The sequence below is a fragment of the Kitasatospora sp. UYEF31 genome (genome assembly GCF_057291755.1).
The window spans coordinates 137,254-149,528 of sequence record NZ_JBXAWK010000002.1 but is presented as its reverse complement, the minus strand read 5'-3'; the positions used below and the strand labels follow the sequence as shown (position 1 = coordinate 149,528).

The following is a 12,275-nucleotide window of genomic DNA, read 5'->3' as shown; positions in this document are numbered from 1 at the left end:
CGGTCAGCGGGACCTTTGTGTGCGCGGGGCTAGGAGCAGCTTCCCCGTAGTGCTCCGTCCCTCCAGTAAACGGTGGGCCTCCGCAGCCTCCGCGAGCGGGAAGACCCGTACAGCAGGCGGTTTCAACCACCCCTCCCGTACGCCGTCCCACACCGCGTCGGCCTTCCGCAGCACCTCGGCCCGGGTCCGGAGGAAGTTGACCATGAAGCCGCCCCGGACCGAAACGGACCTGGCCATCAGTTCGAGCGGACTGAACGGCGCAGGCGGGCCCCCGGCCTGGCCGAACACACAGATGGTGCCGCGCGTGCGGACCGCCGCCAGATCGCCGCGGAAGGTCGAGCCGATGCCGTCGACGATGTAGTCGGCGCCCCGTCCGCCGGTCAGCCGCAGCGTTTCCTCCACGAAGTCCGTCCGGTTGCGCACGATGACGTGGTCGGCTCCGGACGCCAGAGCCACCGGGGCCTTCGCGTCAGCCGACACGGACCCGATCACCGTGGCCCCGCGTCGTTTGAGCCACTGCACGGTCAGCGAGCCGGTGCCCCCGGCGGCGGCGTGGACCAGGACCGTCACGCCCGGACCGACGTCGGCGATGTCGTGGGTGAGATAGTGCGCGGTCAGTCCCTGCAGGGTGATCGTCGCGGCCTGCTCCAGGGAGATGTCACCGGGCAGCGGGAGGAGCTGCGCGTCGGGAACGCACACGAATTCCGCGTACGAGCCCAGTGCCGCGGCCCCGCGCACCGGCGCCCAGGTCACCCGCCGGCCGTCGGCCGTTTCACCCGCGCCCTCCAGCCCCGGCACGGCGGGCAGCGGGATCTTCAGCTCCCCGCGCCGCAGTGCCACGTCCGCGAAGTTGACCCCGGCGCGGGTGACCCGGACCAGGGTTTCGCCGGGACCCGGCGCCGGCACGGGCGCTTCACCCGGTTGCAGCGCGCACGGCCCCCCGGCCGCCGGGACCCGGACCACGCGCATCGTTTCCGTCATGCGGCACCGCCGGTGCCGGGCTCCGCCACGGTCACGGTCGTCCGCACCGGGGTGCGTAACGACTCGAACGTTTGGGCGATCTTCTCGGCGGGCAGGCCGCCCTTGCGCATGACGTCGGCGCGCATCGTGTGACCCCCTGATCGACAACCGCGGTGTCGACCGAACCAGGAAAGTCCGGGAAGAACAAGGGCAGGGGGACAGCAGGTGGACAACTCGACGTTTGTTGCCTACACGTTTCAGGCTGTTATCCGTATGCTGGAAGTAATACCGAAACGATTCCGTACACCTGACGTACGTCTGACATACAGCTTTGAGGTGTCCCATGACGTCCACCGCCACCGAGCCGCTCCAGGCAGCCCGTCGCTGCCGCCTGACCAAGGAACGCGAGGGTGAGCTCTTCGAAGCCGTGCTCGGGCTCGTGCGCGAGGTCGGCTACGAGGCGATGACCATGGACGCGGTGGCCGCCCGCGCGCACTCCAGCAAGGCCACCCTCTACCGGCAGTGGGGCGGCAAGCCGTGCCTGGTCGCGGCGGCGATGCACCGCCACAAGCTGAGCACAATCCCGATTCCGGACACCGGCACGCTGCGCGGCGACCTGCTCGAACACGCTGCCGTGATGATCAACGGGTGCGACCGGGACACCGCCCTGGTGGCGGGGCTCGCGCACGCGATCCTGTCCGACCCGGACCTCTCGGCGGCGGTCCGCGAGCTGGTGATCGCCCCGGCGCAGGCGGTGTTCGCCGAGATCATCGGGCGCGCTGTGCAGCGCGGCGAGATCCCGGCGGACCCGCCGGCGGCGGCGTTCTGCCCGCAGGCGATGGTGGGCCTGGCCCTGATGCGTGACCTGCACGACGGTGTTCCTGCGGACTTGGAGTACCTCACCCGCGCGGTGGACACGGTGATCCTCCCGGCGCTGCGCGGCCCGGGCGCTCAGGGCTGAGTCGGCACAGCTCACATGTGCGCGGCCGGACCGGCCTCCGGGTCCGCCTGGAGCAGCCCCGGCCGGTACAGGAACCACGAGATCACCGCGCCGACCGCGAAGAACCCGGCCGACCACCAGTACGCCGTCGCGTAGCTCTCGATCTGGGACTGCGCCTTCAGCAGGTCGGTCGCCTCCTTGCCCGCCAGGAAATCGCCCGCGGCACTCGCGGCCAGCGTGCTGAGCAGCGCCAGGCCGATCGAGCCGCCGACTTGCTGTGTCGTGTTGACGGTCGCCGAGGCGACACCGGAGTCCTCGGGGTTCACGCCCATCGTGGCGACGTTCATGCCCGGAGCGATGATGAGTCCCATTCCCAGCCCGGTGACGATCAGCGGCAGCAGGATGTCCGCCGCGTAACCGCTGTCCAGGCCGAGCCGGGTCAGCAGCACCATGCCGGTGAAGCCGAGCACCATGCCCACGGCCAGGAACGACGCCGCGCGGTTGCGGTCGGCCAGGACCCGCAGCGGCAGCAGCGGATGAGCGGCGCGGCGTTGCATGCGCACGAACAGCACAAGGAGGAGTGCGCCGGTCAGCAGGAAGCCCCACGTGGTGAAGTCGCCCCAGTGGGCCTTGTTCTCCCCGGGGTCGGGCTCGGCGTTGGAGAAGCCGAACACCAGGAGGAACAGACTGAGCGACACCACCACCGTGCCGGGGATGTCGAGCCTGGGACGGTGGACGTCCCGGTGGTGGACGAGGAACATCAGCGCACCGGCCAGCGCCACGGCGGCGATGATCAGGTTGACGTAGAGCGTCCAGCGCCAGTTGAGGTGCTCGGTGAGCAGTCCGCCGAGCAGCAGGCCCACAGCGCCACCGGAGCCGGCCACCGCGCCGTAGATGCCGAACGCCTTGTTGCGCTCGCCCGGCTCGGTGAACGTCGTGGTCAGCAGGGACAACGCGGCCGGAGCGAGCATGGCCGCGAAGATGCCCTGCAGCGCGCGGGCGGTCACCAAAATCGCGAAGTTCGGGGCCGCGCCGCCGAGCGCGGAGACGACCGCGAAGCCGACGATGCCGACGATGAACACCGGCTTACGGCCGAAGAGGTCCGCGATCCGTCCGCCCAGGAGCAGCCGGCGGTGCGCGCCGGGTCGGGCTTGACTCCGCGCCGCGTCGAGCAGGACCGCGCACCGCGCCGCACATGACTGAGCGCCGCGTCGACCACGCTCGGAATGCTGTGGTTGGAGATCAGTCCACAGCATTCCGAACAGGATCGACGCGGCGCCGGCCCGCCCCTACATGTGCACAGCCGCCGGAGCCTCCGGGTCCACCTCCGGCGCCCCGCTCCGGAACAGCGCCCCACTCAGCACCATCCCGACCAGGAAGAACCCGGCCGCCCACCAGAACGCCGTCGTGTAGCTGTCCATCTGCGCCTGTGCCAGCAACTGTGCCGAGGGTGCCTTCCCGCTCAGCGCGTCCGTCGCGGCCGCAGACGCCATGGTGCTCAGCAGCGCCACCCCGATCGAGCCGCCGACCTGCTGCGCCGTGTTGACCGCGGCCGAGGCGACACCCGCGTCGTCGGTACGGATGCCGTAGATCGCCGTGCTCATCGACGGCGCGATGATCAGGCCCATGCCGAACCCGGTGATGATCAGACCGGGGAGTACGGCCGACACGTAGGCGCTGTCGACCTCAAGCCGGGTGAACAGCAGCATCCCGGCCAGGCCGAGTGCCATACCGACGGTCACCAGCGGGCGCGGGCCGACGCGCGGCAGTAGCGAACTGGTGGACAGCGTCGCGGAGACCATCAGCGCGCCGATCATCGGCAGGAACGCCAGACCGGTCTTGACCGGCGAGTAGTGCAGGGTGAGCTGCAGGTAGTAGACGAGGAACAGGAACATCGCGAACATTCCCGCGCCGGAGACCAGCATGGCCAGGAAGGACGCCCCGCGGTTGCGGTCGAGCAGCACCCGCAGCGGCAGCAGCGGGTTCGCGCTCCTGGACTGGATCGTGAAGAACGCGATGAGCAGCAGCACACCGGCGAGCAGGGATCCCCACGTGCCGGCCGAACTCCACGAATTCGTCTCGGCGTTGGAGAACCCGTACACGATTCCGAACAGACCGGCCGTCACGGTGACCGTGCCGGGGATGTCGAGCTTCGGGCGTACGTGCGCCTTGTCGTGCGTCAGGAGCAGGAACCCGCCGACCATGGCGATCACCGCGAACACCAGGTTCACGTACAGCGTCCAGCGCCAGTTGAGGTGCTCGGTCAGTACACCGCCGAGCAGCAGGCCGACGGCGCCGCCGGCACCGGCGACCGCACCGAACACACCGAACGCCTTACCGCGCTCAGCCGGGTCGGTGAAAGTGGTGGCGAGCAGGGACAGCACGGCGGGCGCGAGCAGCGCGCCGAACAGGCCCTGCAGGGCACGGGCGAAGACCAGGACTTCGAAGTTGCCGGCCGCGCCACCGAGCGCGGACGCCAGCGCGAAACCGGCCAGGCCGACGAGGAATACCCGCTTGCGGCCGAAGAGGTCGCCGATCTTGCCGCCGAGCAGCAGCAGGCTGCCGAAGGCCAGGGCGTACGCGGTGACGATCCACTGCCGGCTCTCATTGGAGAAGCCGAGGTCCTGCTGCGCGGCGGGGAGCGCGATGTTCACGATGGTCGAGTCGAGCACGACCATGAGCTGGGCGACCGCGATGACCACCAGGATCCACCAGCGGCGGGCGTGCTGTCGGGAGTGGGCGGTTTCGCCCGGGGGCTCTTTGCGGAGGTTCGGGGCTTCGATCATGGTTTCGGACACGGGGCGGCTCCTGGCGGAGTGAGGTGTGGTGCGGGCGCGGCGGCAGGGGACGGCAGCGATGCAGAACGAAACGGTTTCGTACTCGTATGCGTCCTACTGTAGACCAGCGAAACGTTTCCGTTTCGATAGGGGTGGGTGACTCTTGAGGCTTCATGGGCGATACGAACATCAGGCAGCACAGGGAATGAGTAGTTTCACGTCACATGTGGCATCTTTTCTGGCATGCGTGCACAAGATCTTTCACCCGCCCGAAGATGCCGGTGGGCCACCGCCTTGGCCGTCGTGACCGTGCTGCTCGCGGCGAGTGGCTGCGGCGCGCGTAGCGAGATCAAGAGTGGCGACTCCGCCGTGGGCATGCGGGTCGCGGTGGTCTCCCACTCCAAGCCGGGTGACGCCTTCTGGGACATCGTGAAGAACGGCGCAGAGAGCGCGGGCCGCGACCTGGGTGTCGAGGTCAACTACCGCGGCGACCCGGAGCCGGACAAGCAGGCCCAACTGGTCGAAGCGGCCATCGCCCAGAAGATGGACGGCATTGTTGTCACCCTCGCTAACCCGGATGCGATGAAAGAGCCCCTCGAACAGGCAGCCAAGGCGAAGATCCCCGTCGTCACCATCAACTCGGGACAGGAGTTCTCGGCCGCGCTCAAGGCGATCACCCACGTCGGCCAGGACGAGTTCGTCGCGGGCAGGGCCGCAGGTGAGCGGATGAAGGCCGAAGGCGTCAAACGGATGATCTGTGTCATCCACGAAGCGGGGAACATCAGCCTCGAACAGCGCTGCGCCGGAGCCGCCGAGGGGCTGGGCGGCAGCAGCCAGAACCTCCAGACCGACGTGTCCGACGTCGCCGGTGCCGCCAACACGATCGCCGCCAAGCTCGAACAGGACCGTACGGTCGACGGTGTCCTGTCCCTCACCCAGGGAATGGCGACCGCGGCCCTCGAAGCAGCCAAGAACACCGGTTCGAAGGCGAAACTCGGCACCTTCGACCTCTCCGACGACATCGTGGCGGCGGTCAAGGACGGCCGGGTGGTGTTCGCCGTCGACCAGCAGCCCTACCTCCAGGGCTACCTGCCGATCACGTTCCTGCGCCTGTACAAGACCAACGCGAACACCGTCGGCGGCGGGAAACCCGTCCTGACAGGACCTGCGCTCATCACCAAGGACAACGTGGACCGGGTCGCCCGGCTGGCCTCCCAGGGGACCCGATGACAATGACAGCGGTCAGCGACGAACGAGTCGCCCGTACGGGATTGTTCCGTCGTCTCCTCCTGCGCCCCGAGCTCGGCTCAGTCCTCGGCGCAGTGCTCGTCTTCGTGTTCTTCTCCGTCATCACCGACGTGTTCTTCACCGTCAACGGCGTCGCCAACTGGCTCGACCCGGCCTCCACGCTGGGCATCATGGCCATCGCGGTCGGCCTGCTGATGATCGGCGGGGAGTTCGACCTGTCCGCCGGTGTCATGACCGGGACGGCCGGTCTCACCACGGCGATCCTCGCGACCCACTACGGGCTGAACGTCTGGCTCGCGCTGGGCCTGTCCCTGGTGTTCGCGCTGTCCATCGGACTGCTCAACGGACTGCTCGTCGTGCACACCAAACTGCCCAGTTTCATCATCACGCTCGGCACGTTCCTGATGCTCCAGGGCGTCAACCTCGGTGTGACGAAGTACCTCACGGGCACCGTGCAGGTCGGCAAGGTGCGTGAAGCCGACGGCTTCGAGTCGGCCAGGAAGCTCTTCTCCTCCACCGTCGGGATCGGCGGCGCCCCGTTCCGGGTGTCGATCGTCTGGTGGATCGTCCTGGCAGTGGTCGCGACGTACCTGCTCACCCGCACCCGGGCCGGGAACTGGATCTACGCGGTCGGCGGCAACGACCAGGCGGCCCGCAGTGTCGGTGTCCCTGTCGTACGCACGAAGGTAGGCCTGTTCATGGGCACCGCGGCCGCGGCCTGGCTGGTCGGCACGATGCAACTGCTGCGCCTCGGCTCGGTGCAGGCCAACAACGGGGTCGGCCAGGAGTTCACCTACATCATCGCCGCGGTGATCGGCGGCTGTCTGCTCACCGGCGGCTACGGCACCGCGGTCGGCGCCGCGATCGGCGCGCTGATCTTCGGCATGGCGGAGAAGGGCATCGTCTACGCCGGCTGGGAGAGCGACTGGTTCAAGTTCTTCCTCGGCGCGATGCTGCTGATGGCCGCGCTGACCAATACGTACATCCGCAAACTGGCGGGAGACAGACGATGAGCGACCCGCTGCTCGAACTACGCGGCATCTCCAAGCACTTCGGCTCGGTCATCGCCCTGTCCGACGTGTCCACCGAAGTCGGCGCGGGCGAGGTCACCTGCGTGCTCGGCGACAACGGCGCCGGAAAGTCCACCTTCATCAAGACCATCGCCGGGGTGTACACCCACGACAGCGGCGAATACTTGATCGACGGCAAACCCGTCACCATGGCCAACCCGCGCCAGGCCCTGGACGCCGGGATCGCCACCGTGTTCCAGGACCTGGCGATGGTCCCGCTGATGTCCATCTGGCGGAACTTCTTCCTCGGCTCCGAACCGACCGTCGGCCGCGGCCCGTTCAAGCGGGTGGACGTGCAGTTCTGCAAGGACACCGCACGGTCCGAACTCGCCAGGATGGGCATCGACATCCGCGACGCCGACCAGCCCGTCGGCCAGCTCTCCGGCGGCGAACGCCAGTCCGTGGCCATCGCCCGCGCCGTGTATTTCGGCGCCCGGGTGCTGGTCCTCGACGAACCGACCTCGGCCCTGGGCGTCAAACAGGCCGGGATGGTCCTGCGCTACATCGCCCAGGCCCGCGACCGGGGCCTGGGTGTCGTGTTCATCACCCACAACCCCCACCACGCCTATCCCGTGGGCGACCGCTTCATGGTCCTCAACCGGGGCCGCTCACTGGGCAACTTCACCAAGCACGACATCAGCCGGGAAGACCTGACCGTCCTGATGGCCGGGGGAGCGGAGCTCGACCAGCTCGCCCACGAGCTGGAAAGGCCAGTCGTCCGGTGAACTGTCACGCGACGACCTCCCCGCGGTAGGTCCGGTGGAGAAAAGTCCGGTCGTACGGTGAACCCGGACGCGACGGCCCCCACCCGTTGGTTCCGGGAGGGGGCCGTCGCAGCCTGTCTGCCTACTTCTTCCAGCGGTTCCGCAGCCAGCCGCTCAGCCACGACTGCTTCTCCGGCTGCTTCACCGGCGGCGGGACCTCCCGTGCCGTGTCCCGCACCTCCGCGGTGCAGCACGCCGAGGACGCCGGCCTGAGTGCGGGCCGGTCCTGTGTGCCGCAGCAGGAGGACCCCGGTTCGCCGGCGGGCGACTCCTTCACCGGCCGCTGCTTCCCGGGTGCGGCACTGTCGGCCTCGAAGTACTTGTCGACGTCGAAGGTGTTGTCGGCTTCGACGGTCTTGACGGCTTCAACCGCCCTGACCGCTTCAGGAGACGTGACGGACGCGACCGCCTGGAACGTCCCGACGGACCCGGCGGACGCGACAGCTTGGAACGTCCCGGCAGTCTCCACGGCCTGCACGGCCTGCACGGCCTGCACGGCCTGCACGGCCTCGAAGGCCGCCGGAGCCTCGGCGACTCCGGCGGCCTCCGCGGCCACGGCCAGCTCCGGCACTGTGACGTGGCGCGGCCCGGGGATGACCACGATCTCCTCCTGCGCCCGCCACGCCGCGGCGACGTCGACGGTGGCGAACACCAGCCGCCGCTCATCGTCCGCGGACAGCCGCCCGTCCTCAGCGCACCGCTCCCCGCGGACCGCCGCCACGGCCTTGCGCAGTTCCGTCTCGGCCGCCGACGGGTCAAGGACCGGCACGTTGTACAGCCGGGCGGCCGGGACCTCCTGGTCCAGGCCGTCGAACGGCACGATCACGAGCCGTGTCGTCTTCGACGCCTGCTTGCCGAGCACCGCTCCGTGCCGCTCGGCCCAGGCGGCCAGCTCCCGTACCTCCGGGTCGTCGCCCACCGCCACCACCCGCCAGCCCTTCAACTCACGGGTCACCGCCGGCAGGTCGGACACCGTGTACCTGGCGTCCAGGTCCTCGGCGAGGTTGTGCAGGGTCTTGAGCTCCGCCAGCGTCGGGTCCGGGGCGAGCCGGTCCCGGGCGGCCCGGACCAGCTGGGCGTGCAGCAGCCGGATCGTGGCCTGGTCGAACCCGGCCCGCGTCGCGTGCGCGCTGAGCACGGCCGCAGCGGTGCCGGTGACCCTCCCCGCCGCCGCGACCTGGGCCAGCTCGGCCCGGTAACGCTCGGCGGCGGGACCGTCGAACGCGGTCCGGGCGGCGGTGGCCGGGAGTGTCCGGACCATGTTCGCGATCCAGCCGTCCCCGCCCTTGCGCAGGGCGAGTGCGCGCGGACGCACCCGCTGCGCTTCCGGACGCTGGGGGAGGAGGTCCCCGTCCAGCGGCGTGACCGGCAGGGTCAGCGACGCGTGACTGTGGAAGGCGGTCAGAATCCGGGCGCACGTACGGGCGTCCGGCAGTGCCGCGGCGGTGCAGTCGGGCTGTACGCCGCCGTTGACCGCGCGGGCGACCGTCGCCAGGTCCCAGGCCCGCAGGTCGAGCTGCGCCTTCGCCAGGGTCTGGATGTCCACGCAGGTCACGGCCGTGCCGGCGATCCCCAGACGGGCGAGTTCGGCGGTCAGGAACATATCGGTGTGCACGGCGTCGTGGCAGACCACGACGGTGCCGCGCAGCAGGCGGAGGAAGGTGCCGGCGACATCGGCGAAGACGGGTGCCTGCCACACGTCGGCGTCGGTGATGCCGTGGTCGTCGGCGCCGTCGAGGTGACGTCCGGGGTTGAGGAGGGTGGAGAACTCCTCGATGACCGTTCCGTCGGGGTCGAACCGCACGGCGGCGATCTCGCACACGCGTGCACCCTCGGCCGGATCGGGGCCGGTCGTGTGCAGGGCGAGGGCGGTGTACTCGAAGTCGCGCGGGTCGACTCCGTCGCGGCTGCGGGTGGGCTGGGCGACGTTGAGCATGGTGGCGCTGCCTTTCTCGCTGGTACACGCGATGCTAGGCACAAGATCCACGCCAAGTGGCCGCATGCTAACGGGGTGTGTCCCACTGTCAACCGGATGGCGGCGCGCACTCGGCCGGACGGGGGACGGTGCGGTTGTACGAATCACACCCAGCAGGGCGTAAACGGGCGCAATCACAACCAACAGGATCTATGCCCTAGTCTGACTCGTCGCATCATGCGATGAAAGGTTCAGATACGTGAGCAGCACCATCGACGCCCGACCGGCGTCACCGGCGGAAGAGGCCGGTGCCCCCACCCCGGGCGACCACTCCTTCTTCGGCCACCCCCGCGGTCTCGCCACCCTCTTCAGCACAGAGATGTGGGAGCGGTTCTCGTACTACGGGATGCGCGCCATCCTCGTGCTCTACCTGGCGAAGTTCTACACGGACTCCGGGATGGCCGAGAAGAGCGCCGACACCCAGGCCGCGAGCGTCCTCGCGGTCTACGTGGCGCTGGTCTACATGATGCCGCTCGTCGGCGGCTGGGTCGCCGACCGACTGTGGGGCGCGTTCAGCACCGTCTTCACCGGTGGCATCGTCATCACCGCAGGTCATTTCGTCCTCGCGTTCCCGTGGGAGGGCTCCTTCTACGCGGGCCTGGGCCTGCTCGCCGTCGGCACCGGCTTCCTCAAGTCGAACATCTCGGCCATGGTCGGCCACCTGTACTCACCTGAGGACTCCCGCCGCGACGCCGGCTTCGCGCTCTTCTACATGGGTATCAACGCGGGCTCGCTGATCGGCCAGCTCATCGTCGGCTACGTCGGCGAGACCAAGGGGATGTACCACCTCGGCTTCGCCCTGGCCGGCTTCGTCATGGTGATCGGCCTGGTCCAGTACCGCCTGGGTCGCAGGAACTTCGCCGCCGCGAGTCTGACCCCGGTCAACCCCATCGACGCCGCCGGGCGTCGCAAGGCCTTCGGGCGCGCGGGCGCGGGTCTCGCGGTCATCGTGCTGCTGATCGTCCTCGACGTGGCGCTGGGCACGTTCACGGTGGACCACATCGTCAACGCGATCACGTTCATCGGCGTCGCGCTGCCGGTCGCCTACTTCACCATGATGCTGCGCAGCGAGCGGACCACGCAGCCCGAGCGGCGCAAGGTCCGCGCGTTCGTCTGGTTCTTCATCGGTGCCTCGCTGTTCTGGCTGATCTTCGACCAGGCGGCGTCCACACTCACGCTGTTCGCCAACGAGAAGGCCGACCGGCACCTGTTCGGCTGGGAGATCCCGTCCAGCTGGCTGCAGTCAGCCAACCCGGCGTTCATCGTGCTGCTGGCCCCCCTGGTGGCGGCGTTCTGGCTCAAGCTGGGCCGGCGCCAGCCGTCGACGGTGGCGAAGTTCGGCTACTCGCTGCTTCTGGTGGGCTGCTCGTTCCTGGTCCTGGCCCTGGTGGGCAGGAACGCCGACGAGACCCACCAGATCGTCTTCTGGTGGCTGATCCTCGTCTACCTGATCCAGACGGTGGCCGAGCTGCACCTGAGCCCGGTGGGCCTGTCGGTGGCCACCAAGCTGGCCCCGGCCGCGTTCTCCAGCCAGATGATGGGTGTCTGGTTCCTGGCCACCGCGACCGGCAACGCCGTGGGCGCGCAGGTCGTCAAGCTCCAGGAGTGGGGCACGATGACCTACTACGGCGTCCAGGGTGCCGCGGCCGTGCTGTGCGGCCTGGCCTTCTTCCTCGGTGCCCCGAAGATCAAGGCGATGATGGGCGACGTCAGGTAGCCCCTGAGAGCTTCTGCGCGACGGCCGTCCCGGTACTCCCGGGGCGGCCGTCGCCGGTTACAGCCCCTTCTCCGCGGGGCCGGAGTGCGCCGACTCGACGTCAGCCCCCGACTCCTGCTAACGTTCATCTCGTTGCAGTTGTAGTTCGCATAGTCTCTGAATGCGCCGTAGAGCTTCCAACTACTGGCGCATTTTCTGTTTCGGAGTCAATCCGGAATGAGGGCGATCGACGCGGTGACGCTCGGGCCTGCGAGGTGTAGGTCCGTAATCATCCTCATGAAGGAGATAAACATGGCTACCGGTACCGTCAAGTGGTTCAACTCGGAAAAGGGCTTCGGATTCATCGCGCAGGACGGTGGCGGCGACGACGTCTTCGCTCACTTCTCCGCGATCCAGTCCACCGGCTTCCGTGAGCTCGTTGAGGGCCAGGCAGTTGAGTTCGACGTCGTGCAGGGCCAGAAGGGTCTGCAGGCCGAGAACATTCGCGGTCTCTGAGCTTACGCTTAGAACTTCCTGACACCGCGCTTCAGGGCGCAGTCAGAACTCCGGTCGGGGTCCACATCCTTGTGGTGTGGGCTCCGACCGTGTGTCGTAGAGCGAGCCACCGCTCCGACCGGATAAACGAATAAGGCCGGCCTTCCGCCCCGTACAACCGGGGCAAGCAGCAACAGGAAACCGCGGGCCCTTCGCGTATCGCACGCCCGATGGACGTGGCGCTAACACATCGCATCGGTCCGCAGACATCCTGTTGTCGGCTCCGCAGTTCCCTTGGCTTCGCCATGGCTGCGTGCCGCCTGTTTCGGAAGGCACTCCTTGAACAACTC

General features: G+C 68.6%; 11 protein-coding genes. 6 read left to right on the top strand and 5 right to left on the bottom strand.

The annotated features are described in order from the left end of the window. Positions 1-3 precede the first annotated feature (3 nt). Positions 4-981 (bottom strand): quinone oxidoreductase family protein, encoded by a 978-nt coding sequence (locus tag AC0Z36_RS01715; protein ID WP_485460801.1) that lies wholly within the window; start codon positions 979-981, stop codon positions 4-6. Further along, positions 978-1,106 (bottom strand): hypothetical protein, encoded by a 129-nt coding sequence (locus AC0Z36_RS01710; RefSeq protein ID WP_485460800.1) that lies wholly within the window; start codon positions 1,104-1,106, stop codon positions 978-980. The genes AC0Z36_RS01715 and AC0Z36_RS01710 overlap by 4 nt, the downstream gene beginning before the upstream one ends. A 197-nt stretch (positions 1,107-1,303) precedes the next feature. On the opposite strand from AC0Z36_RS01710, the gene AC0Z36_RS01705 reads away from it, so the two are divergent. Continuing rightward, on the top strand, positions 1,304-1,921 hold the full coding sequence (locus AC0Z36_RS01705; protein ID WP_485460799.1) for a TetR/AcrR family transcriptional regulator: 618 nt from the start codon (positions 1,304-1,306) through the stop codon (positions 1,919-1,921). 11 nt (positions 1,922-1,932) lie between these two features. Here the strand turns inward: AC0Z36_RS01705 and AC0Z36_RS01700 are convergent, their stop codons facing one another. Together AC0Z36_RS01700 and AC0Z36_RS01695 are read right to left on the bottom strand one after the other, a co-directional pair. Beyond that, a complete protein-coding gene (locus AC0Z36_RS01700) occupies positions 1,933-3,156 on the bottom strand; it encodes an MFS transporter (RefSeq protein ID WP_485460798.1) in 1,224 nt (407 codons plus the stop codon). Positions 3,157-3,189: 33 nt separating this feature from the next. Continuing rightward, on the bottom strand, positions 3,190-4,686 hold the full coding sequence (locus AC0Z36_RS01695) for an MFS transporter (RefSeq protein WP_485460853.1): 1,497 nt from the start codon (positions 4,684-4,686) through the stop codon (positions 3,190-3,192). Positions 4,687-4,980: 294 nt separating this feature from the next. Here AC0Z36_RS01695 and AC0Z36_RS01690 point away from each other — a divergent pair, with 294 nt between their 5' ends. From AC0Z36_RS01690 to AC0Z36_RS01680, 3 genes are read left to right on the top strand one after another with little or no spacing between them, the layout of a single operon-like run. Next, on the top strand, positions 4,981-5,907 hold the full coding sequence (locus tag AC0Z36_RS01690) for a sugar ABC transporter substrate-binding protein (protein ID WP_485460852.1): 927 nt from the start codon (positions 4,981-4,983) through the stop codon (positions 5,905-5,907). Further along, complete coding sequence (locus AC0Z36_RS01685) at positions 5,904-6,938, top strand: ABC transporter permease (protein WP_485460797.1); 1,035 nt, start codon at positions 5,904-5,906, stop codon at positions 6,936-6,938. Before AC0Z36_RS01690 ends, AC0Z36_RS01685 begins: the two co-directional genes overlap by 4 nt. Continuing rightward, positions 6,935-7,720 (top strand): ATP-binding cassette domain-containing protein, encoded by a 786-nt coding sequence (locus AC0Z36_RS01680; RefSeq protein ID WP_485460796.1) that lies wholly within the window; start codon positions 6,935-6,937, stop codon positions 7,718-7,720. The genes AC0Z36_RS01685 and AC0Z36_RS01680 overlap by 4 nt, the downstream gene beginning before the upstream one ends. Before the next feature lie 121 nt (positions 7,721-7,841). Here AC0Z36_RS01680 and AC0Z36_RS01675 read toward each other — a convergent pair whose 3' ends face one another. Beyond that, the gene (locus AC0Z36_RS01675) at positions 7,842-9,737 is read right to left on the bottom strand and encodes an exonuclease domain-containing protein (protein ID WP_485460795.1); all 1,896 of its coding nucleotides are present in this window, start codon (positions 9,735-9,737) and stop codon (positions 7,842-7,844) included. A 196-nt stretch (positions 9,738-9,933) separates the two neighbouring features. On the opposite strand from AC0Z36_RS01675, the gene AC0Z36_RS01670 reads away from it, so the two are divergent. Both AC0Z36_RS01670 and AC0Z36_RS01665 read left to right on the top strand, forming a co-directional pair. Next, the gene (locus tag AC0Z36_RS01670; RefSeq protein ID WP_485460794.1) at positions 9,934-11,451 is read left to right on the top strand and encodes a peptide MFS transporter; all 1,518 of its coding nucleotides are present in this window, start codon (positions 9,934-9,936) and stop codon (positions 11,449-11,451) included. 291 nt (positions 11,452-11,742) lie between these two features. After that, a complete protein-coding gene (locus AC0Z36_RS01665) occupies positions 11,743-11,946 on the top strand; it encodes a cold-shock protein (RefSeq protein WP_485460793.1) in 204 nt (67 codons plus the stop codon). The last annotated feature ends 329 nt before the right edge of the window (positions 11,947-12,275 follow it).